At 41.4% G+C, this 22,996-nt stretch carries 22 protein-coding genes and 1 tRNA gene; 7 read left to right on the top strand and 16 right to left on the bottom strand.

Annotated features, from left to right (window positions below; all coding sequences use genetic code 11):
• Window positions 1-238 precede the first annotated feature (238 nt).
• Window positions 239-330, bottom strand: a tRNA-Ser gene (locus NWQ57_RS11280).
• A 261-nt stretch (window positions 331-591) separates the two neighbouring features.
• Here NWQ57_RS11280 and NWQ57_RS11275 point away from each other — a divergent pair.
• From NWQ57_RS11275 to NWQ57_RS11255, 5 genes are all read left to right on the top strand, one after another.
• Window positions 592-1,260, top strand: coding sequence for a Bax inhibitor-1/YccA family protein (locus NWQ57_RS11275; RefSeq protein WP_306022245.1), 669 nt, complete (start codon window positions 592-594; stop codon window positions 1,258-1,260).
• Between the two features lie 71 nt (window positions 1,261-1,331).
• Window positions 1,332-1,721, top strand: a complete 390-nt coding sequence (gene tusD / locus NWQ57_RS11270; protein WP_306022244.1) for a sulfurtransferase complex subunit TusD — start codon at window positions 1,332-1,334, stop codon at window positions 1,719-1,721.
• Between the two features lie 20 nt (window positions 1,722-1,741).
• Complete coding sequence (gene tusC / locus NWQ57_RS11265; protein WP_306022243.1) at window positions 1,742-2,110, top strand: sulfurtransferase complex subunit TusC; 369 nt, start codon at window positions 1,742-1,744, stop codon at window positions 2,108-2,110.
• Window positions 2,110-2,397, top strand: a complete 288-nt coding sequence (gene tusB, locus NWQ57_RS11260) for a sulfurtransferase complex subunit TusB (RefSeq protein WP_306022242.1) — start codon at window positions 2,110-2,112, stop codon at window positions 2,395-2,397. The genes tusC and tusB overlap by 1 nt, the downstream gene beginning before the upstream one ends.
• A 23-nt stretch (window positions 2,398-2,420) precedes the next feature.
• Entirely contained in the window at window positions 2,421-2,759 is a 339-nt protein-coding gene (locus NWQ57_RS11255) for a TusE/DsrC/DsvC family sulfur relay protein (RefSeq protein WP_306022241.1), read from the top strand.
• 321 nt (window positions 2,760-3,080) lie between these two features.
• On the opposite strand, the gene serS is transcribed toward NWQ57_RS11255, so the two are convergent.
• The 6 genes from serS to lrp form a co-directional block, all read right to left on the bottom strand.
• Entirely contained in the window at window positions 3,081-4,373 is a 1,293-nt protein-coding gene (serS, locus tag NWQ57_RS11250) for a serine--tRNA ligase (RefSeq protein ID WP_306022240.1), read from the bottom strand.
• A 10-nt stretch (window positions 4,374-4,383) separates the two neighbouring features.
• Window positions 4,384-4,776 (bottom strand): fluoride efflux transporter CrcB, encoded by a 393-nt coding sequence (gene crcB / locus NWQ57_RS11245; RefSeq protein ID WP_306022239.1) that lies wholly within the window; start codon window positions 4,774-4,776, stop codon window positions 4,384-4,386.
• Window positions 4,777-6,126, bottom strand: coding sequence for a replication-associated recombination protein A (locus NWQ57_RS11240; RefSeq protein WP_306022238.1), 1,350 nt, complete (start codon window positions 6,124-6,126; stop codon window positions 4,777-4,779).
• Window positions 6,123-6,755 (bottom strand): outer membrane lipoprotein chaperone LolA, encoded by a 633-nt coding sequence (gene lolA, locus NWQ57_RS11235; RefSeq protein WP_306022237.1) that lies wholly within the window; start codon window positions 6,753-6,755, stop codon window positions 6,123-6,125. Before lolA ends, NWQ57_RS11240 begins: the two co-directional genes overlap by 4 nt.
• A gap of 6 nt (window positions 6,756-6,761) precedes the next feature.
• Window positions 6,762-9,173, bottom strand: a complete 2,412-nt coding sequence (locus NWQ57_RS11230; protein WP_306022236.1) for a DNA translocase FtsK — start codon at window positions 9,171-9,173, stop codon at window positions 6,762-6,764.
• Window positions 9,174-9,298: 125 nt separating this feature from the next.
• Entirely contained in the window at window positions 9,299-9,784 is a 486-nt protein-coding gene (lrp, locus tag NWQ57_RS11225) for a leucine-responsive transcriptional regulator Lrp (protein WP_306022235.1), read from the bottom strand.
• Between the two features lie 139 nt (window positions 9,785-9,923).
• Between lrp and ald the strand changes: the two genes are divergently transcribed.
• Window positions 9,924-11,057, top strand: a complete 1,134-nt coding sequence (gene ald / locus NWQ57_RS11220; RefSeq protein ID WP_306022234.1) for an alanine dehydrogenase — start codon at window positions 9,924-9,926, stop codon at window positions 11,055-11,057.
• Window positions 11,058-11,148: 91 nt separating this feature from the next.
• Here the strand turns inward: ald and pyrF are convergent, their stop codons facing one another.
• From pyrF to gyrA, 9 genes are all read right to left on the bottom strand, one after another.
• On the bottom strand, window positions 11,149-11,847 hold the full coding sequence (gene pyrF, locus NWQ57_RS11215) for an orotidine-5'-phosphate decarboxylase (RefSeq protein ID WP_306022233.1): 699 nt from the start codon (window positions 11,845-11,847) through the stop codon (window positions 11,149-11,151).
• A gap of 1 nt (window position 11,848) precedes the next feature.
• Window positions 11,849-13,018 (bottom strand): lipopolysaccharide assembly protein LapB, encoded by a 1,170-nt coding sequence (lapB, locus tag NWQ57_RS11210; protein ID WP_306022232.1) that lies wholly within the window; start codon window positions 13,016-13,018, stop codon window positions 11,849-11,851.
• Complete coding sequence (locus tag NWQ57_RS11205; RefSeq protein ID WP_306022231.1) at window positions 13,018-13,290, bottom strand: LapA family protein; 273 nt, start codon at window positions 13,288-13,290, stop codon at window positions 13,018-13,020. The genes lapB and NWQ57_RS11205 overlap by 1 nt, the downstream gene beginning before the upstream one ends.
• Window positions 13,291-13,450: 160 nt before the next feature.
• Window positions 13,451-13,732 carry an integration host factor subunit beta gene (gene ihfB / locus NWQ57_RS11200; protein WP_306022230.1) on the bottom strand — a complete coding sequence of 94 codons (282 nt, stop codon included), beginning with the start codon at window positions 13,730-13,732 and terminating at the stop codon, window positions 13,451-13,453.
• A 92-nt stretch (window positions 13,733-13,824) separates the two neighbouring features.
• Entirely contained in the window at window positions 13,825-15,495 is a 1,671-nt protein-coding gene (rpsA, locus tag NWQ57_RS11195) for a 30S ribosomal protein S1 (RefSeq protein ID WP_306022248.1), read from the bottom strand.
• A gap of 101 nt (window positions 15,496-15,596) precedes the next feature.
• A complete protein-coding gene (gene cmk / locus NWQ57_RS11190; RefSeq protein WP_306022229.1) occupies window positions 15,597-16,295 on the bottom strand; it encodes a (d)CMP kinase in 699 nt (232 codons plus the stop codon).
• Between the two features lie 106 nt (window positions 16,296-16,401).
• Window positions 16,402-17,685, bottom strand: coding sequence for a 3-phosphoshikimate 1-carboxyvinyltransferase (gene aroA, locus NWQ57_RS11185; RefSeq protein WP_306022228.1), 1,284 nt, complete (start codon window positions 17,683-17,685; stop codon window positions 16,402-16,404).
• Window positions 17,685-18,770: a 3-phosphoserine/phosphohydroxythreonine transaminase gene (gene serC, locus NWQ57_RS11180; protein WP_306022227.1), complete on the bottom strand. Its 1,086-nt coding sequence runs from the start codon at window positions 18,768-18,770 to the stop codon at window positions 17,685-17,687. Before serC ends, aroA begins: the two co-directional genes overlap by 1 nt.
• A 127-nt stretch (window positions 18,771-18,897) precedes the next feature.
• Window positions 18,898-21,585, bottom strand: coding sequence for a DNA topoisomerase (ATP-hydrolyzing) subunit A (gyrA, locus tag NWQ57_RS11175; protein ID WP_306022226.1), 2,688 nt, complete (start codon window positions 21,583-21,585; stop codon window positions 18,898-18,900).
• Window positions 21,586-21,853: 268 nt separating this feature from the next.
• Here gyrA and ubiG point away from each other — a divergent pair, with 268 nt between their 5' ends.
• The gene (ubiG, locus tag NWQ57_RS11170) at window positions 21,854-22,567 is read left to right on the top strand and encodes a bifunctional 2-polyprenyl-6-hydroxyphenol methylase/3-demethylubiquinol 3-O-methyltransferase UbiG (protein WP_306022225.1); all 714 of its coding nucleotides are present in this window, start codon (window positions 21,854-21,856) and stop codon (window positions 22,565-22,567) included.
• Window positions 22,568-22,996: the final 429 nt, after the last annotated feature.

The raw sequence follows: 22,996 nt of genomic DNA, 5'->3' as shown, positions 1-22,996 counted from the left end.
GAATTGGCTTAGTTGAATTAGATATTACTGGAAAACCCATTAAAATCAGTCAATTACTGGATAGGCAGAAAATTAGATTTGAGAGTGAGTAAATTAAAGTCTTGTTATCGACTATGATAGTAGACAGGATATATGATCAATATGATGGATTACCTCAGGTAGCGTTTACCAGAGCTACAGTCTAGGCATATTCTTAGGGCAATAAAAAACCCGCAACATGTGCGGGTCATTTATTATATGGCGGAGAGCGAGGGATTCGAACCCCCGGTAGGTTTGACCCTACGTCTGATTTCAAGTCAGGTGCATTAAACCAAGCTCTGCCAGCTCTCCTTAAACTTTTTTAGTTTGTTTAGCTGCCTTAGCTGCTCCTCAAACTGTGGAGCGCATATTAATGACGTTTTTTTGCCTTGTAAAGCCTTAATTTAATAAAAAGGTTTGTTTGCTTAATGTTTGCCCAAGGTGACTATTTTTACAGCGTGTTGCGCTTTGTAACAGTTTATTAGGTCTTTAATGCTTGAAAATTTGAACCAAAAGCCATACAAATACACTATTAATGGTAAAGTATAGTTTATTTCAATCTTGGAGTTTCAAATGGAACAACGTTCAGTTTATACCAGTGGCAGTCAAGCGTCGGTTTTGCAAACCAATAAGGTATTGCGTAATACCTACATGTTGCTCGCAATGACCCTAACGTTCAGCGCAATTTGTGCTGGAATAACCGCAGCAATGAATATCTCTCCAGGTATGGCTTTAGGCATGAACCTAGCAGCTTTGGTGATGATTTTCTTTTTAAATAAAGCCTCACAAAGTTCAGCAGGCATTTTGTTCGTATTTGCTTTTACTGGATTACTAGGTGGCTCTTTGGGTTATACCTTGAATTACTATGCTGGTTTTCAAGGCGGCTCAGAATTAATTATGCAAGCCTTTGGTGCAACTGCATTGGTTTTCTTTGGCTTGTCTGGTTACGTATTAACAACCAAGAAAGACTTTTCCTTCATGGGTGGTTTTTTGATCGTTGGACTAATCGTAGCGGTAGTGGCTTCTTTAGCAAACATCTTTTTCCAGATTCCAGCGTTAAGCTTGGCCGTAAGCGCTGCCATCGTATTTATCATGTCTGGTTTCATCCTGTTTGATACTAGCCGTATTATTAATGGCGGTGAAACTAACTACATTAGAGCGACTGTCTCTATGTACTTAAACATCTATAACTTGTTTACTTCCATCCTACATTTGTTGGGCGTTTTCGGTAGCGACGACTAATAAACTAGGGTAAATTATCCGAAGAACACCTCAGCTTGCTGGGGTGTTTTTTTTAGTGGAACAGACTATATATGGCAACGATCAGTTTATTAATCACATCGGCCCCCTTAATGTCGCAAAGTGCTCACTCTGCATTACGCTTTGCGCAAACAGTTGTTCAGTCCGAGCATACCTTACAAGGTGTCTTTTTTTACTCTGAGGGTGTGCACAATGCTAATGGTCTGCAATTAACACCCAGTGATGAGCACCGCTTATACGCAGCTTGGTGTGAGTTAGCGCTACAACATGGCTGCCCCTTGTTGGTTTGTGTGACCGCGGCCACAAAACGCGGCATCTTATCTATAAAAGATGCCAAGGAGAATGATTTGAATCACACTACCCTTGAGGCACCTTTTCAATCGGTAGGATTAGGTGAGCTATCAGAGCTTATTCATTCAAGTGATCGCTTAATCCAATTTTGAACATTACAGCGTAAATTTCTATGAAAGAATCTTCAAATCAATTAGCGGTGCTTAATCGCTGCGGTCCGTATGCTGGAAACAGCGCTCAAGAAAGCCTTGAGCTGGTTATGGCCATGTCGAACTTTGGCCAAGAAGTAAGTGTGTTCTTTATTGAGGATGGGGTGTATCAGCTTTTAACTAATCAAAATCCGAGCATCATAGGTCGTAAACACTTTACCAAAGGCTTTGCCGCCCTGCACTTCTATGATATTGAAAATATCTATGTCTGCGCTAATAGTCTACTTGAGCGCGGGCTAACGCCTGACGATCTGATGATGGAAGCACAAGCCCTGAGCAAAGATGAGATTTCAGGTTTATTGCAGAACCACAAACAGGTGATCCGTTTTTAATGATATTACATCAAATTTTCACTAACCCTAGCACTGAGTCACATTTGCAACAATGCCTCGACATCTGTGGCGATGAAGACGGCATACTATTGATGCAGGAAGGGGTTTATGGGCATCTGCACAGCCTTATAAAACACGCAATTGCTCGAGGACTGAGCGTCTATGTCTCACAAAAAGATCTGGCAGCTCGCGGCCTAACTCTGCAGACTACCAATATTACAGTAGTAAATGACGGGCAGTGGTTGGCTTTATGTTTGCAATACCACAAAGTAGTCACTTGGTCATAAATTGAATATGAGTGCAAAATAAGATGGATTATTATTTAGAATTTAATGGCCAACAGATCGAGACCGATAAAGCGGGGTATTTGCTGCGTGTGGCTGATTGGCAACCTGCCTTGGCACCAGAGTTAGCCAAGCAAGAAGACATAGAGCTCAGTGAAGCTCATTGGGAAGTAGTCAACTTTGTACGTAATTTTTATCTCGAATTTGAAACAAGCCCTGCAATGCGTGCTTTAGTCAAAGCCATGGCTCTAACACTGGGCTCAGAGAAAGGAAATAGCCGCTATTTATTTCGATTGTTCCCCAAAGGTCCTGCCAAACAAGCGACTAAAATTGCAGGTTTACCAAAACCAGCAAAATGCCTTTAAGGACAGAGACGTTTTTTATCTTTCAAAGTTAGGATTTGTTCAATCTAAGAGCGATTAAATCATTACTCCAGAGATATAGCATCGTTGTTACATGAAAAGTTTGAGCGACAAAGGTCGATTATTCTTACATGGAGCCAAAGGGTAGCGAGTTTGGTTTTTATACGACATTATCGTCACTTTAAGGGGAACGTCCTTGCTGCATAGTCGATAACTTGTCAGATGACCACACTCACAGCACGAACGATAAACACAATGAATGAGACAAACAAAAACGACACTTAAATCGTGTCGTTTTTTTGAAAATTCAAACTCTAGCTAATATTAGCCGCCGATCACTTCAAGGCCCCCCATGTAAGCCTGTAAGACTTTAGGTACAACAATACTGCCGTCAGCTTGTTGATAGTTTTCTAAAATAGCAACTAGGGTTCTCCCTACCGCCAAACCAGAACCATTCAATGTGTGTACTAATTCAGGTTTATTGGTTTCAGGGTTTCGATAGCGAGCCTGCATGCGACGCGCTTGAAAGTCTAACATATTAGAACATGATGAAATTTCACGATACGTATTTTGCGCGGGTAACCACACTTCTAAGTCATAGGTTTTACACGCGCCAAAGCCCATATCTCCCGTACACAATAATACTTTTCGATAGGGTAATTCAAGACGTTGTAATACATTTTCAGCGTGAGAAGTTAACTCTTCCAAAGCATCAAATGAGGTCTCAGGTGTCACTATTTGGACCATCTCGACTTTATCAAATTGATGTTGACGAATTAGGCCTCGTGTATCACGGCCATACGAACCTGCCTCACTTCTAAAACAAGGGGTGTGTGCCGTCATTTTTAGGGGAAGCTTATCGGTTGCAACGATTTCATCGCGCACAATATTAGTCAAGGGCACCTCAGACGTCGGGATCAAGGACAGACCCTGCCCTTCTTCAGTTGCTGGCTTAATATTAAATAAATCTTCACCAAACTTGGGTAATTGGCCTGTACCTAGAAGACTTTCTACATTAACTAAGTAAGGAACATACATCTCTTGGTAGCCGTGTTCAGAGGTGTGTAGGTCTAACATAAACTGTGCAATTGCACGATTTAGGCGAGCAACTTGCCCTCGCATCACCACAAACCGAGACCCAGTGATCTTGGTTGCAGTTTCAAAATCGAGACCATTAGCTAGGTTTGCTCCTAAATCAACGTGATCTTTAATCTCAAAATCAAAAGTGCGCGGTGTTCCCCAACGCAAAATTTCTTGATTTTCACTCTCGTCTTTGCCGACAGGCACTGACTCGTCAGGTAAATTAGGCACACTTAGAGAAAGCTGCTGGATCTCATCTAACAATGCGGTCAGTTCTGCTTTCGCACTGTCTAGTTCTTCACCAAGTTGACCTACTTCAGCTAACAAGGGGGCGATGTCCTGACCTGAGGCTTTCGCTTTACCAATTAATTTGGAGCGCACATTACGTTCGTTTTGTAATTCTTGTGTGCGCATTTGCAAGGTTTTACGTTTTTCTTCTAAAGAATTAAACGTCGCAACGTCTAGGTCGAAACCCCGTTTTTTAAGTGTTGCAGCGGTTTGTTCAATATCACTGCGAAGATATTTTGCATCTAACATATTGTATTAATTAGCCTTTAACAAAAAAAGTAACAAAAATAGTACCTAACCAAGCTGCCAATAAACACCCCAGCATATTCAGGAACATATTTAGTATTCCCTTTACCCAGAGGCCTTGTTGAAGCAAATACAAGGTATCAACAGAAAATGTAGAGAAGGTGGTAAATGCGCCTAAAAAGCCAATACCGACAGTAGCACGCCACAAAGTAGCTTCCATTTGCCCGTGTTCGATTAACGAATATAGCAAACCCAAGCTGAACGAACCTAATACATTGACCACTAGTGTACCAAAGGGAAAGCCTTTGCCAAACCATTGAAAGATCAATTGTGATAGAAAATAGCGCATACAAGCTCCGCTCGCACCGCCTACTGCAATGTAAAGGTATATCATTGCACCTTGCATTTATTCATACCTTTTAATTGGGCTCTGATTATTCAATTGATTTAGAAATGCCAATTTCGCTTTTAATTTGATTTCTAGCCCCCTTTCATTGGGCTGGTAGTATTGGGTTTGTTTAAGCTGTTCAGGAAAATAACTTTCTCCAGCTGCGAAAGCATGGGCCTCATCATGGGCATAACGATATTCTGCGCCATACCCTAAGTCTTTCATTAAACTAGTAGGCGCGTTACGTAAATGTTCAGGTACCGGGTAGTCCGCTTGTTCCTTCGCATCTCTAAGTGCTTGTTTAAATGCAACATAAACGGCGTTACTTTTGGGAGCACTGGCGCAATATATGGTCGCTTGAGCGATAGCCCGCTCTCCTTCTGCAGGGCCAACACGCTGAAATATATCCCAAGCATTTAAACACACTTGCATCGCCCTAGGGTCTGCATTGCCAATGTCTTCGGTAGCAATAGCTAGGAGTCGTCTTGCAATGTACAAAGGGTCGCAACCTGCAACCAACATGCGGGCATACCAGTATAAAGCACCATCAGGTGAAGAGCCGCGAACCGATTTATGAAAGGCTGAAATCAGGTCGTAGAATTGATCACCTTGTTTATCATACTGAGCGACTTTTTCACCGACGGCCTTTTTAACTAGCTCAACATTAAGTACTTTGTGCTCGAGATCTGCGGGTAAAAAATCAGCACTTAACTCAAGGTAATTAAGCAGCCGCCTAGCATCGCCACCACTTAGGTCTATTAGTAGGCTTTTAGCCGCTGGCTCAATTTGCATATTAAGCTCACCTAAACCCCATTTTTTGTCGTTTAAAGCGCGGATTAGTACCGCATTTAACTCCGCCTCTGAAAGGCTTTTTAATACATACACCCGTGCACGAGAGAGTAAAGCGCGGTTTAACTCAAATGAAGGGTTTTCAGTAGTTGCACCAATAAACGTGACAGTCCCATCTTCGATATAGGGTAAAAAAGCATCTTGCTGGCTTTTATTAAAGCGGTGTACTTCGTCAACAAATAATATCGTACGTTGACCTTGTTCTTGATAACGCTTAGCAGAATCGATGGCTTGACGGATATCTTTAACGCCAGCACTGACCGCTGACAAACGTTCAATGTGCGCATCACAATGTAAGGCAACTAATTCCGCTAAAGTTGTTTTACCTGTACCGGGCGGCCCCCACAAGATCATCGAGTGGCATTGTTTACGTAATAAGGCATGACGCAAAGGAGTATTAGGGCCAATGATATGTTGTTGACCAAAATACTCTTCAACAGTGTTTGGCCGCATCTTTGCGGCTAAAGGTAAAAATGCAGAAGAGTTTACGCTCTGATTAAAGTTAAACTCGCTATTCATTGAGTACGTTGGTCGTCTAGTTCAAAGTTACTGTTGTTTTTGAAGATAAATAATGACTCATTCAATTTTTTATTTTGCTTTATGTCGTTAAACGTCAATGCACTAATTTGCTGCTGACCGTCGACAATTTTCATGGCGACCAATGCGGCTTCATTAAAAGTTAAAATCAATTCAACCACATTAGCTTGGTCTTGCTTAGGTGTAATACTAAATTCATTATTATCTTCACTAACGTTAAAATCATCCCAAGCAGCGCCATTAGGATTGGTCAGCAAAATTAGCGGATTATTATCAATGGCAGCATTTTGATTAACAGCAACTACTTGCTCCATAAAAGGGTCGATTTGCCACAGTGTTTGACCATCAGCAATTAACTCACTTTCATTGGGAGCATATAGCTGCCAATAAAGCTTATTTGGGTACTGCAGCGCAATGCGCCCTGTCGCTTCTTGTAACACGGTGTTTTGAGCATCAGTCACTCGTTGATTAAATTGTGCCTCAAAGGTGTGTAATTGCGTAAGCCTTTGTTTCAATAGTAGCGAAGCATCTACTGAACCAGCAAAAACCTGCGTGCTGATAACTGTGATCATACAAACTGCGATGCGTATCACTTTGCTAGATTTAAACATGTATTATTAATCTCGTGGTGGTGCGGCCGCGAGTACTTCACGACTGCCATTGTGACCTGGTGGTGTTACGACGCCACTTTGTTCCATTTGTTCAACTAAACGCGCCGCTCTATTGTAACCAATTCTAAATTTTCGCTGCACGCTAGACACTGACGCTCGGCGTGATTCAGTCACAAAGGCCACTGCCTCGTCATAAAATGCATCAAATTCTTGATCTTCGCCTTCAGCTTGTTCGCCGGGTAATAATATTTCAGCGTTTGCATCACCATTGAGTATTTCATCAATATATTGCGGTGCTCCACGTTTTTTCCAGTCAGCGACCACCGCATGTACTTCATGATCATCAACAAACGCACCATGCACTCGAGTAGGTACACCTGTGCCTGGCGGTAAATACAGCATATCCCCCATACCTAATAAAGCTTCAGCACCTTGCTGATCGAGGATAGTTCTTGAATCAATTTTTGATGATACTTGAAAAGCGATACGGGTAGGAATATTAGCCTTTATAAGCCCAGTAATAACATCAACAGAGGGACGTTGGGTGGCAAGAATTAAGTGAATACCAGCCGCCCTCGCCTTCTGTGCGATACGAGCAATGAGTTCTTCCACTTTTTTACCGACTATCATCATCATGTCAGCAAATTCATCTACCACTACAACAATAGCAGGGAGCTTTTCCAAAAATGGGGCTTCGGTGAGCATACTTTCTTCAAATCGCCACAAAGGGTCTCGAATAGGCTCACCATCGGCAATTGCTTGTTTCACTTTTTGGTTGTAACCCTTTAAGTTACGCACTCCAAGTGCTGACATTAACTTGTAGCGCCGCTCCATTTCACCGACACACCAGCGCAGAGCATTCGCAGCTTCTTTCATATCAGTGACAACTTCCGCCAATAAATGCGGAATCCCTTCATAAACAGAAAGTTCTAACATTTTGGGGTCAATCATGATCATACGCACATCTTCGGGCGTTGATTTGTAAAGCAAACTAAGGATCATGACATTGACGCCCACAGACTTACCCGAGCCAGTTGTACCAGCCACGAGTAAATGAGGCATTTTAGCCAAATCAACCACAACGGGTTCACCCGAAATATCTGCGCCTAATACCATAGTCAGTGCAGAATCGGCTGACTGAAACACATCACAACTTATCACTTCGCTTAATCGAACCATGTCGCGATTTTTATTTGGCAATTCTAGACCAATAACAGATTTACCTGGTATCACCTCCACCACGCGCACCGACATAGCAGACATCGCGCGCGCTAAATCTTTAGACAAAGTGGATATCTTGCTGACTTTCACACCGGGCGCTAATTCCATTTCAAAACGGGTAATAACCGGTCCTGGATACACTCCAACCACGTTGGCCTCAATATTAAAATCCGCTAATTTCTCTTCCAACAAGCGTGAAACAATTTCGAGTTCTTCAGGAGTAATAGGATTTTTAATCTTATCAGCGCGCTGCAATAAATCAAAAGAGGGTAAAGGTTGTGAGAGATCTGTTTCATCCGTAGTTTCTTCACTATCATCAATTTGGCTTACAGGCGCAGTGACAACTTTAGTTTTGCGCGCCTCATTAACCTTGGCGCGAATTTCGTTCGCTGATTGAATATGGGGCTCAGACTCTTGTGGATCATCAAATACATCGTCAGGAATAAAAATCTTGGGTTCACTGCGTGTGTTTAGCTCGTTTTTAGCTTCCACTTTAGACTTAGTAAAAGGTGAACTAATAACAGGTTTTGTCGCTACAAACTTTTCTGCAGAATCATCTTCGTTTGCTTCTTTACTAGTAAAATTGAGTAAAGGTACGGTAGATTGTTTGATTTTACTGGGCGTGCGATAAATCAGCTTGCCAGCCGCAATGGTAATTGCACCTAGCTTATCCACAATGCTTAACCAGGAAATACCGCTGACTAAGGTAAAGCCTGTACAAAAAAAGCATAGCAACAATAAAGTGGTACCCACCACACTAAAATAAGGAACAAGGGCGGTACTCATGACGTCCCCCACCAAACCGCCAGCAGAATAACTGTATATATCGTCAATATTCATGCTTAGTAGACCCGTAGCACCCAATACCAACAACAACACACCTATAATTCTTAGCCCAATAGTAAGGTAATCAATTTCTAAGATACTTTTAGTTTGTTGAAATAAAAACCACCCCAAGAAAGCCGCGCAAAAAGGTAAACCATAAGCGAAAGCGCCAAGTGTAAAAAATAATATGTCGGCAAACCACGCGCCAATAGGACCTACCCAATTATGCACATCACTTTGCAAACCGGCTTGGCTCCAACCAGGATCGGCTGGATGAAATGAGGATAAGGCCAATAAAATGAAAAAGGCAAATGCACAGCTCAGCATCATGCCTACTTCCATTATCCTTTGAATACCAGTTAGTCGCGCCATAGTTCCAATTATCGTTTATATGTACATCTACAAATTTAAGAAAGCTAAGATACCAGTGCAAACTTCAAAATCCTAGCTAAGCCAATGCTTTCGCTGGTTATTTCACCAAATTTCATAAATCATGGCTATTTGAGACTAATTTTTACCTGCATTGATTCTTTAATTTCTTCCATCACCACGTAAGTTCGAGATTCACTCACACCGGGTAATCTGAGCAAGGTGTCGCCTAATAATTTACGATAACTCGACATATCAGCCACTCGAGCCTTTAGCAAAAAATCAAAATTGCCTGAAACTAGGTGACATTCTTGAATATCTTCTTGGGTTCTCACCGCAGCAGAAAAGTCTTCGAAAATATCGACTGAAGTTTTTACTAAGGTTATTTCAACAAAGACCAGCATAGACGCGCCCAGTTTTGTTGGGTCGACTCTGGCATGATAGCCCTTGATGTAACCTTGCTGCTCTAAGCGTTTTACTCTTTCTAAACAAGGACTTGCACTAAGCCCTACTTTAGTCGCTAAGTCAGTATTAGATATTTTTCCATTCTTTTGTAATTCGATTAGGATGTTTCTATCGATCCTATCTAGGTGTTTAGGCGTTTTGATGAGCATATTAAATTCTGCAAAATCACTATTTATCAATATATTATACTTATTGCTATTTAATTACAGGATAAATTTCTAACAAAGTTCGCCTATACTGCCGCTGCAAAATTAAACCCAAACTCTATCCAACTGAAAAGGCGAAACTATGTTAATTGGTGTACCAAAAGAAATAAAAAACCATGAATATCGTGTTGGCTTAACCCCGGCCGCCGTTAAAGAATTCGTGACCTTCTCTCATGAAGTTTGGGTAGAAACTAATGCTGGTAGCGCCATTGGCTTTACTGACGAAGAATACATTGCCGCCGGAGCGAAGATAATTGCCGACGCGCCAACTATTTTTGCAAGTGCAGACATGATTGTAAAAGTAAAAGAGCCACAGGAAAATGAATGCCTTATGTTACGTAAAGGCCAGACTCTTTATACATATTTGCACTTAGCGCCAGACCCTAAACAGACTAAATTGTTAGTAGAATCAGGTGCCACGTGTATCGCTTATGAGACCGTAACCGATATCAAAAATGGCTTACCTTTACTTGCTCCTATGAGTGAAGTAGCCGGCCGTATGGCTGTCCAGGCGGGTGCACACTACTTAGAAAAAGCCCATGGCGGCAGCGGTACTTTACTCGGTGGCGTACCTGGCGTTGCCCCTGGCAAAGTATTGATTATAGGTGGTGGAGTGGTAGGAACTAATTCTGCTAAAATGGCTTTAGGTCTCGGTGCTGATGTGACGATTCTTGATCGATCACTTCCCCGTTTACGAGAGTTAGATGATATTTTTGATGGTCGTCTTAAAACCGTATTTTCTACTGTAGACGCAATAGAGTATTACTCTAGTAAAGCGGATCTAGTGATTGGTGCCGTTTTAATTCCTGGCGCTGCCGCGCCAAAACTCTTAAGCCATGAACATATTAAAAATATGAAAGAAGGATCTGTCGTTGTAGACGTGGCCATTGACCAAGGTGGATGTTTCGAAACATCAAAAGCAACGACTCACCAAGATCCCGTTTATACCGTTGACGGCGTAGTTCATTATTGTGTTGCTAATATGCCTGGTGGCGTTGCTAGGACCTCAACAATGGCGTTGAACAATGCCACATTGCCATTTGGTTTAGCCTTGGCTAATAAAGGACCCAAACAAGCCATGTTAGACAACCCGCATCTACTTAATGGCTTAAATGTTTATCAAGGAAGGGTGACCTACAAAGCAGTGACCGATGCCTTAGGCAAAACGTTAAACTTGGAATACATGGATGCAAAAACAGCGCTAGAGACTCTGTAATAACAATAGGTATAACCGATATCCATAAAGTTAAAAATGAAGGCCGCTTTGTAAGCGGCCTTTTCGTTTTCTATTGAGGTGATACACCATACTAATCCACAAGGGTGTTATTGATCTCAATTAATGTCGCTAAGGGATCGAGGGCTTGAGTAATTGGACGACCAACAACCAAATAATCAGAACCGGCTATCACCGCTTCTCTTGGCGTCATAATTCTCATTTGATCGCCTTTTTCACTCCCTGCTGGTCTGATTCCTGGAGTGACTAAAACAAAGTCCTGACCGAGTTCTTGTTTTAACATGCTCGCTTCTTGGGCGGAGCATACAACTCCGTCTAAGCCACTCGATTTAGTTAATTTTGCTAAATTCATCACTTGCTGAGTTGGTGAAACAGTAATGCCGATCGCATTCAACTGCGCTTGATCCATACTGGTTAAGACTGTTACTGCAATCAACAGTGGTCTTTCGTTGCCAAACTGCTCCAAGCCTTTTGCAGCCTGCTCCAGCATAAGTGGACCGCCAGAAGCATGAACATTCACCATCCATACACCAAGATCGGCCGCGGCAACACAGGCTTTAGCGACGGTATTGGGGATATCATGGAACTTAAGATCTAAGAATACGTTAAAGTCTTTTTTTATTAAATATGTGACAAAATCAGGTCCGAAATGCGTAAACATTTCCTTGCCAACCTTCAATTTACACAAACTTGGCTCAACTTTGTCGATAAAGTTATAGGCCTTTTTAACATCGTCAAAATCTAATGCAACGACAATTTTCGGTTCTACCATACTATTCACCATCTAAACCTTTAATGGGCTTTACCACTCCCCACTTTTTACAAGATGGGCATAACCAGTGTAATTGACTGCCAGAAAAACCACAGCTATGACAACGATATTTGGGTCTTAACTTGATTTGTTCTTCAACTAATTCTTTTAACAGTCGAAGACTATTTGTAGAATTTTCATCTTCTTGTTGCTCGATATACAAACCCATCAGCGTCTTGAAGCCTTTCATGGTGGGATGCGTTCTAAGCTGGCCAAGTAACAATTCTGCAGCTTTAACAGATGATTCATCCTTGGCGACCAACTTAACTTTAGCCAAATAAGCTGTAGCACATTGCTCCCAATACAAATCAAGAATGCCGCTCAGCTTGCGTTCGTCACCCAGTTTCTCACTGCATTTCTCTATTAATGGGATTGCCTCAGAAAGCCAAGTAATGTCACGCATGGGTACCTGCGATAGGTGTTCGATTGCTAATTCATACTGCTCTTTTTGAATCGCTAACTCGCCCAACATTAACCAAGGTCTAACGGTTTTTTCATCAACTTTAATGGCTTGTTTTAAATAGTCTTCCGCTGCACTCAAATTGTCTTTACGCCATTCGATAAGAGCCTGTTCACAATAAAAATGTGCAACCCGTGCGCACAACTCATCACTGTCGCCTCCGGCGTTTATCATGTTTTCGGCTAACTCAATTGCCCTACCCCATTCTTTGGTGGTTTGATAAATGTTAAACAGCTGAGTTTGTGCTTCGACAAAATGTTTTTCACTGTTGAGTAATTGTAAAAAAGCATTTTCAGCACGCTCTAAAAAACCTGCCAATACATAGTCTCTACCTAATTCTTTTAACGCTGACTCTCTTTGACTGGCGGATATTTCATCTTTGCTAACAAGATTTTGATGAACACGAATAGCACGATCTAATTCACCGCGATGTCTGAAAAATTTTCCCATGGCAATATGGGTTTCAACTGTGTCACTATCCAAATCAATCATCTTGATTAGCGTATCTACGGCTTTGTCTGGCTCGTCAGATAAAAGAAAATTGAGACCACGGTAATAGTGTTTGGATAAAATACTGGATTGTTTACGCTGCGCTTGGCGTACACTATTTCTGCCCATTACCCAACCATACCCGGCGGCAACAGGTAATAACAAAAATAACAGTTCTAGCATTAGGAATCAGTATTCCTTTGTTGCAGTTTCTTGTTTTGACGATTCACTAAGGCCATTTTCCATTTCAACCGTAAGATGTAAGGCAAAATACTCAACAAGCAAACAAATACCCCTAACAAAAATGATGCGGCTAAAACATAGGATAACTTGATCTCAGATTTAGCAATCAAATAGTGAAGTGATACAAGATGACCATTGTAAGAGCCAATAAAACTGGCTATAACAAGCAGGATCAGTATAGCAATAAGTATTAATAAGCCTTTAACTTTCATTGTTACCTATAAGAATTGAGTAAAACATTGTTAAATCTGCGGGATTAATAACCGGCTAAACGATAATGCTTTAAAGAATAATGAATTGTTTTCTACTGTAACAAAAACGGCACCCAAATTGGAGTGCCGTTTAATAAGAATTCAATAAAAACTGTTACTACTAAAATTCATTTACTCGTTCGCGTAACTCTTTACCTGGTTTGAAATGAGGAACGTATTTACCGTCCAACTTCACAGTCTCACCTGTTTTAGGATTACGGCCAACTCGTGGAGCACGGAAATGCAAAGAAAAACTGCCAAAGCCACGTATTTCAATGCGCTCACCTTTTTGTAAGGTTTGTGCCATTTGTTCGAGTATTTCCTTTATAGCCAATTCAACATCTTTGGCCGGAATATGACGTGCTTTATCGGCGAGTCTTTCGATAAGTTCTGATTTGGTCATATAACCTCTCCGTTAATCAAAAAAACTGTTATTTCCGATATTAAAGTGCGCAGCAACTAATGTAAAACTAATTGTACGCACTCACACTTATATTAGTCGTTTTTAGCTGCTTTGAAAGCGTCAGCAAAAGCGTTAGTGAAAGTCACTTCTTCTTGCTGGTTCACTTTATCAATTGCATCTTTCTCATCAGCTTGATCTTTCGCTTTAACAGAAAGGTTTACGATGCGGTTCTTACGATCAACACCCATAAACTTAGCTTCGATTTCAGAACCAACGCTTACTACTTCAGAAGCATCTTCAACTCTTTCGCGTGCTAGGTCAGCTGCACGAATATAGCCTTCTACTTCATCTGCCAATTTAACAGATACACCTTTAGCATCAACTGCAGTTACTGTACCAGTAACGATTGTGCCTTTTTTGGTGTCAGTCAAATATTGATTGAATGGGTCTTCCTCGATTTGCTTAACGCCTAAAGAGATACGCTCGCGCTCAGGGTCAACTTGTAATACAACAGCTGAGATTTCGTCACCTTTTTTGTAGTCACGAACAGCTTCTTCACCTGTTTTATTCCAAGAAATATCAGACAAATGCACCAAACCATCTATGCCGCCATCAAGACCGATGAATATACCGAAGTCAGTGATAGATTTGATTTTGCCCGAAACTTTATCGCCCTTGCTTTGAGCCTTAGCGAATTCTTCCCATGGGTTAGGAATACATTGCTTAAGACCAAGAGAAATACGACGACGCTCTTCATCAATTTCAAGAACCATAACTTCAACCACATCACCTAAGTTAACCACTTTAGATGGGTGAATGTTTTTGTTGGTCCAATCCATTTCAGAAACGTGTACTAAACCTTCAACACCGTCTTCGATTTCTACGAAGCAGCCGTAATCAGTTAGGTTAGTGACAGCACCGCTTAATTTAGCACCTTCAGGGTAACGGTTAGCAATTTCTTGCCACGGATCGTTGCCCATTTGCTTCATACCAAGAGATACGCGAGACTTATCTTTGTCAAATTTCAATACTTTAACATTGATTTCATCACCAACATTTACAACTTCACTTGGATGTTTAACACGTTTCCAAGCCATGTCGGTAATGTGAAGTAGACCATCAACACCGCCTAAATCTACGAATGCGCCGTAGTCAGTAAGGTTCTTAACGATACCTTTAACTTCATGACCTTCTTCAAGGTTAGCAAGTAATGAATCACGTTCTGCACTGCTTTCTGCTTCGATTACAGCACGACGAGAAACAACAACGTTGTTACGTTTTGCATCAAGTTTAATAACTTTAAATTCTAATTCTTTGCCTTCTAGATGCGCAGTATCACGTACTGGACGAACATCTACTAATGAACCAGGTAAGAATGCACGCACTGTGTTCACTTCTACTGTAAAACCACCTTTAACTTTACCGTTAATAATACCTATGATGGTTTTCTTTTGAGTATACGCTTCTTCTAATTCAACCCACGCTTCATGACGTTTAGCTTTTTCGCGAGATAGAATTGTTTCACCGAAGCCATCTTCAATAGCGTCTAGTGCAACATCAATTTTATCACCAACAGCGATATCTAAACTGCCGTCTGCATTTCTGAACTGCTCAACAGGAATAGCACTTTCAGATTTCAAACCGGCGTCTACCAATACGATGTCTTTATCAATAGAGACGATAGTACCTTTAACGATAGAACCAGGACGGGTTTCGAGTTCTTTCAAACTCTCTTCGAATAGTTGAGCAAAATTTTCAATCATAGTTTTCAATAGTTTCTTTAATTGACAGCCACATTACAATCCAGTTAACGCGGGGTTGTTATTCATAGCCAATGTCATCCTGACGTCGGCAAATTTACGGTTTACAGAGTTTTATGAACAGAAGTTTCAGTTAACTTCAAATCAATAAATTCCTCAATCTTTTCAATTACTTGATTTACAGACAAGTCCGTAGAATCAATAATTAATGCGTCATCGGCAGCCACAAGAGGAGCAACACTTCTGTTGGCGTCTCGTTCATCACGAGCCTTGATGTCTTCCAAAAGGCGCGATATGCTAACACCGTGACCAGCATCTTTCAACTGATTAAAGCGCCTAGAGGCCCTTTCTTCAGCACTCGCAGTTAAGAATATTTTTACCTGGGCGTTTGGGAAAACCACTGTGCCCATGTCTCTACCATCGGCAACAAGGCCTGGTGATTGTTTAAATGCCCGCTGACGTCGTAACAAGGCTTCTCTTACTGCTGGTAATGATGCAATTTGAGATGCAACAGCACCCACTTCCTCGGTCCGAATTGCGTCAGAGACATCTTCTCCCTCTAACATAATTCTGGTGCCAAATTCCGAGGTTTCAAAATTAACATCAAGACTGGTTGCCAAAGGTAACAAGCCTGCTTCGTCATCAGCTGGAATTTGATGATGAATAGAAGCAATGGCTAATACCCGATAAATTGCGCCGCTATCTAAAAAATGCCAACCAAGCTTTTTGGCTAGTAAGACACTAATAGTTCCTTTACCAGCACCACTGGGTCCATCCACAGTTATTATGGGTTCAGAATACATGCCCTCTCCTGAGTGGTGAAAATCGGGCGCAATTATACGCATTGCCCAGTTATAAGCAATGACACTAATGCTGCAGAAAAAATTATTAGCCGTGCTTGAACATTAATTAATCACTGCATATGGTGGCAAACCGACTAAAGTAGTCTGGAAATGTTTTCGCGGTACAGCCAGGATCATTAATAGTCACCGCAGTATCACTAAGTGCAACTAAGGAAAAACACATTGCTACTCGATGATCGTTATAGGTATCAATTGCGGCATGAGTCAGTTTGACCGGAGGCGTTATAAAAATATAGTCATCTCCTTCTTCTACTGTCGCTCCCACTTTTCGTAATTCACAACTCATTGCAGCTAGGCGGTCAGTTTCTTTGACCCGCCAATTATAAATATTTCGGATTGTCGTTGGACCGGTAGCGAATAATGCGGTGGTAGCGATAGTCATCGCAGCATCTGGAATGTGATTTAAGTCTAAATCCACACCGTGCAAAGGTGCACCTTCAACTTCAATATAATCATCTCCCCATGAAATATGAGCGCCCATTTTTTCAAGTACATCAGCAAATCTCACATCGCCTTGAATACTGGTTTTGCCAACCCCAGTCACTTTGACCTTACCACCTTTAATTGCGCCCGCCGCAAGAAAATACGACGCAGATGAGGCATCCCCTTCAACTAAAAATTTGCCTGGCGATTGATATTGCTGATTACCTTTAACGTTAAATGCTTGATAGTTTTCATTTTCAACTTCAATACCAAACTTTGCCATAGTATCAAGGGTAATATCGATATAGGGTTTAGAAACCAACTCCCCTTTGATTTGAATACGTGAGTCACCAATAAATAAAGGAGCAGCCATTAATAAGGCAGTCAAAAACTGACTTGAAACACTGCCATCTACACTGATATCACCGCCTTTTAGCGGTATTCCTTGAATACTTAGAGGTGGATAGCCCTTACTTTTCAAGTAGGTAATTTGTGCTCCTGCTTGCTCTAATGAATCAACAAGGGCACCAATAGGGCGCTCTTCCATTCTGGGTTCACCAGTTAATTCAAACCGACCGTGACTACATGCAAGTGCGGCACATAAAGGACGCATTGCTGTACCCGCATTGCCTAAAAATAAACTTAGCTCTTGGCCTGTGTTAAATACGCCTTCATTGCCTGTTACCCAACATTCTGTCTTATCAGATGATAAGCGATATTGAATACCTAATGCAGTCAAGGCAGTAAGCATGTGGTGTATATCTTCACTGTCTAATAAATTCGTTAAATGCGTCTCGCCTTTAGCAAGTGCAGCAAGTAATAAAGCTCGGTTCGATAGACTCTTGGAACCCGGTACATTTACAGTACCTGATACATGTTTTATCGGCTCTAATAGCAATTGTTCCATTAACCATGACTCCTAGCAAATTCGCGCATAAATTCTGTTAACACCTTAACCCCTTCTAGTGGCATTGCGTTATATATACTCGCTCGCATACCGCCCACTATTCGATGTCCTTTTAAAGCTCGTAAACCCGCTTTTTCTGCTTCACTTAAAAAAAGAGCATCAAGTGTAGGATCGGCTAAATGAAAGACTACATTCATTCTTGAGCGATAATCTGCATGCACATGATTTAGATAAAAATCTGAGCCATCAATGCAGTCATACAAATGCGCAGCTTTTTGGTTATTTATTTTTTCTATTGCTGCTACTCCACCTTTCGCTTTTAACCATTTAAATACCAGTCCTGCTAAGTACCACGCATAAGTAGGTGGCGTATTATACATTGACTGAAAATTAGCCATGGTCTTGTAATGCATGAAAGACGGGGTAGTATCTCGCGCTTGATCCAATAATTCATTGCGAACTAACACAACAGACAAGCCTGAGGGACCAATATTCTTTTGCGCACCGGCATAAATTACACCAAATTTAGACACGTCAATTTCTTTTGATAAAATACACGAAGACATATCAGCGACTAATGGTACATTGCCGCTATCTGGCAACCAGTTGATCTCCATACCTTCTACGGTTTCATTTGGACAATAATGATAATAGGCAAGACTCTGATCAATATCCGCAGCGTTAATTTCAGGCACTAAGGCTAAACCTTGTTCAATCACTGAGCGCCCTATAACTTGGGCGTTAAGATATTTACTGCCTTCTTTGTGAGCTCCTTCTGACCATGAGCCATTGATTAAATACGCTGCTGATTGATCTGCATGTGCTAAGTTTTGTGGTACCGCCGAAAATTGACCGCGACCGCCACCGTGAGCAAAAAGCACTGCATAATCTTTAGGCACGTTAAGTAAGTCCCGAAGATCCTGCTCTGACTGTTCTGCAAGCGCGATAAATTCTTTACTACGATGGCTAATTTCCATCACTGAACAACCTAATCCCTGCCAATTAATGAACTCAGCTTGTGCCTGTTGCATAACCTCTGTTGGCAACATCGCGGGACCTGCACAAAAATTAAATATATCTGACATTTGCTTCCTATTTAGCCCTAATACAAACAAAACGAGTGGCACAAGCCACTCGTTTTTACTCTGGAATTCGATTATTAAAGTTTAATATTCGATTTGACAGTGTTTTTATAGAAGAATTAACGCTGTCTTATTCAGCGTCGCTTCCTTCTTCGGTGTCTGGCGCGATACTGTCAGCGTCAGAGGTCTCTACTTCATTATCAACATCTTCAAAGTCGCCTAATTCAGCTTCTTCTATTTCATCAATACGTTGTAAACCGACAACATGTTCACCCTCAATGGTACGAATTAAGCGAACACCTTGAGTATTACGGCCAACAGTAGACACTTCACTCACGCGTGTTCTCACTAACGTACCTTGGTCACTGATCAACATGATTTCGTCGCTTTCGTTAACCTGAACCGCGCCAACTACTTTACCATTTCGCTCAGATACTTTGATTGAAACGACACCTTGGGTCGCGCGACTCTTAGCTGGGTAATCTTGCACCGGAGTACGTTTACCAAAACCGTTTTCTGTTGCGGTTAATATCGCACCTTCACCGTTTGGTACGATCAACGATACAACTCGCTGACCATCTTGCAATCTGATACCACGAACACCAGTAGCGGTTCTACCCATTGGGCGTAAGGCTAATAATTCTTCGCCAGTTTCTGGATCGAGTTTGACTTCACCGGTTTCAGCGTCACGTTGTTTCTCATTAAATCTAACAACTTTACCCGCGTCAGAGAACAACATGATGTCATTGGTACCATTAGTAATATCGACGCCAATAAGTTCATCACCGTCATTTAAATTAACCGCAATAATACCGTTTGAACGAGGACGGGAGTATTCCACTAATGGAGTTTTCTTCACCGTTCCGTTGGCAGTTGCCATCAATACATATTTACCTTCTTCAAACTCTTTGATTGGTAAAATAGCAGTGATGCGCTCGTTTTCTTCCAAAGGTAATATGTTGATGATAGGACGACCACGCGCGTTTCGACTAGCCAGTGGTAGTTGATAGACTTTCAACCAATACAAGCGGCCACGTGTTGAGAAACACAATATATGATCATGGGTATTGGCGACTAATAACTTCTCGATGAAATCTTCGTCTTTCATCTTAGTGGCTGATTTACCACGACCGCCACGACGCTGAGATTCATAATCGTTGAGTTTTTGATACTTAACATAACCTTCGCGAGACAAGGTCACGACCACTTCTTCTTGCTCGATCAAATCTTCGATATCAATATCGTGAGATGCAGAGGTTATTTCGGTACGACGAGCATCGCCATATTCGTCACGAACTTTCTCTAATTCTTCACGAATGACTTCCATTAAACGCTCAGGACTCGCAAGAATGTGCAACAATTCAGCAATGATATTTAGTAATTCTTTGTATTCATCGAGAATCTTATCGTGTTCTAAACCCGTTAATTTATTTAAACGTAAATCCAAAATCGCTTGAGCTTGTTGCTCAGTTAGGTAATACAAACCTTCACGAATGCCGAATTGCGGTTCTAACCAATCAGGACGAGCGGCATTATCGCCCGCTCTTTCAAGCATTTCAGCGACATCACCTAATGACCAACCTTGTGCGGTTAAGCCTATTTTAGCCTCTGCGGGGCTCTTGGATGCTTTAATTAACGCAATGATAGGATCAATATTGACTAAGGCTATCGCCAAGCCTTCTAATATATGAGCCCGTTCACGTGCTTTTTTAAGCTCGTAAACCGTTCGTCTGGTGACCACTTCTCGGCGATGTAAAATAAACGCCTTCAAAATGTCCATCAGGTTCATAACTTTAGGCTGAGTTTTGTCTAATGCCACCATATTGATACCAAACACAGTTTGCATTTGTGTTTGTGTGTATAAATGGTTAAGTAATACTTCAGCAGACTCGTTACGACGTACTTCAACTACTATACGCATACCATCTTTGTCAGATTCGTCACGTAGCGCAGAAATGCCTTCAATTTTTTTCTCTTTAACAAGCTCGGCTATTTTTTCAATTAAACGTGCTTTATTAACCTGATACGGAATTTCATGAACGATGATGGTTTCTTTGCCATTGGCTTCGGTTTCAATTTCCGCTCGAGCGCGCATGTATATCTTGCCACGCCCTGTTCTGTAGGCATCATCGATTCCTTTTCTACCGCTGATAATAGCTGCGGTTGGAAAATCTGGACCTGGGATATAGGTCATCAACTCATCAATTGTTAATTCAGGGTTATCAACAAGCGCGATGCAACCATTAACCACTTCAGTTAAGTTGTGAGGCGGAATATTGGTGGCCATACCTACAGCTATACCCGACGAACCATTGACAAGCAGATTCGGCACTCTGGTAGGAAGGACCTCAGGGATCATTTCCTGACCGTCATAGTTGGGCACAAAGTTAACCGTTTCTTTGTCTAGATCAGCCAGCAATTCATGGGCGATTTTGGCCATACGGATTTCGGTATAACGCATTGCTGCCGCGGAGTCACCATCGACCGAGCCGAAGTTTCCTTGACCATCAACCAACATGTACCTTAAAGAGAACGGCTGCGCCATACGAACAATTGTATCGTAAACCGCTGAGTCACCATGTGGGTGGTATTTACCTATAACATCACCCACCACACGGGCAGATTTTTTGTAAGGTTTATTGAAATCATTTTTGAGCTCATTCATGGCAAATAAAACGCGGCGATGTACCGGTTTCAACCCATCTCGCACGTCAGGCAGCGCCCTGCCTACAATAACGCTCATCGCATAATCAAGATAAGAGTTTTTTAGTTCTTCTTCGATATTTACTGGAAGAATTTCTTGGGCGTTATCAGTCATATACAGCCTTGTCCCTAGTCATTATTATTGGAGTATTAATTGAGAAGTTTTCGCGTTATATCTACTAAGCTAGGATTTTGAAAAGATATAAACATGTTAGCTAAAATACTTCGTTAAACATCCGAGCGATTCTAGCATTGACTGAGAAAAATAAACAGTCAGAGATCGCTCATATAGTGCGCAGTCAGTTAGCTAGTAGCGCTTTTTATAGTGGATACTGAAATCACTAGCTGGCTATAATGGTGCCAGTTTGAAACAGGATATATAAATGACTAATCAGCAAAACGTTGACCCGCTTGAAATTCAAAAATTTTCTGAACTTGCCAATCGTTGGTGGGACTTAACTGGGGAATTTAAACCTTTGCATCAGATTAACCCATTGCGCACCGATTTCATTGTGCAACACACCGGGGGCTTAACGGGTAAAACGGTTGTCGATGTAGGCTGTGGCGGGGGGATCCTTGCAGAAAGTATGGCGAAACAAGGTGCTAATGTAAGCGGCATCGATATGGGTGAAGCGCCTCTTGAAATAGCCCGCCTACATGGTTTAGAAACTGGCGTTAACGTTGACTACCAGCAAACAACTGCCGAAGAATTCTCCGAACAGCGTGCTGCACAATTTGACGTAGTGACATGTATGGAGATGTTAGAACATGTACCCGACCCCGCTTCGGTCGTCGCGGCGTGTTATAAATTAGTGAAACCAGGTGGTCATGTGTTTTTCTCAACACTTAATCGCAATATAAAGTCCTATTTAATGGCAATCGTCGCAGCGGAATATCTACTTGGTCTCGTTCCTAAAGGTACTCACCAGCATGATAAATTTATTAAGCCAAGTGAATTGATGAAGTGGATCGATAACACTCCTCTTTTAATAAAGCACATAACAGGACTTCATCTTAATCCCATGACCAGAGAGTATTATTTATCTGCTCAAAATGTGGACGTGAATTACATTATACACTGCCAAAATAGTCTTTAGGATTTGAACAAAGGACCAGCAGGTAATAGCAACGCACTCTTCAGTTTGAGTAAGGCCGACTTGTTGTAAGTAGCCTGCACTTGTGAATAAAAAGATCTCGATTCGAGCAAGAATTAAACGCCTTAAATTCGTAAGTGTTTAAAAGGCGTTCAATCATCAAAATACGATATATAGTGGTTTCGTCTTGCTTAAAACACTATATATCGTTAATTCATAAAACCAGATTTTTTAGATCTAAAATATTTTAAGCCTAAAATTAGTTTAAAATTTTACTTGCAATTACCTTAGTCGCTCTAAGAAACGCTTTTTTAGGTGAGTCAATACTAACCTAAATTGACATGCACTAAATGTGGGCGCTCGAACACTATATATTGGGTTGCATTCGAGTCAAAACCTCACTATCTTGTGTTCCGTTGTTAAATACACTTA

Origin of the sequence: Paraglaciecola sp. (assembly GCF_030730205.1) — a bacterium.
Classification (GTDB): Bacteria; Pseudomonadota; Gammaproteobacteria; order Enterobacterales; family Alteromonadaceae; genus Paraglaciecola.
Note: the sequence above shows the minus strand (reverse complement) of the source record. Positions and strands in the feature narration are given on the sequence as shown.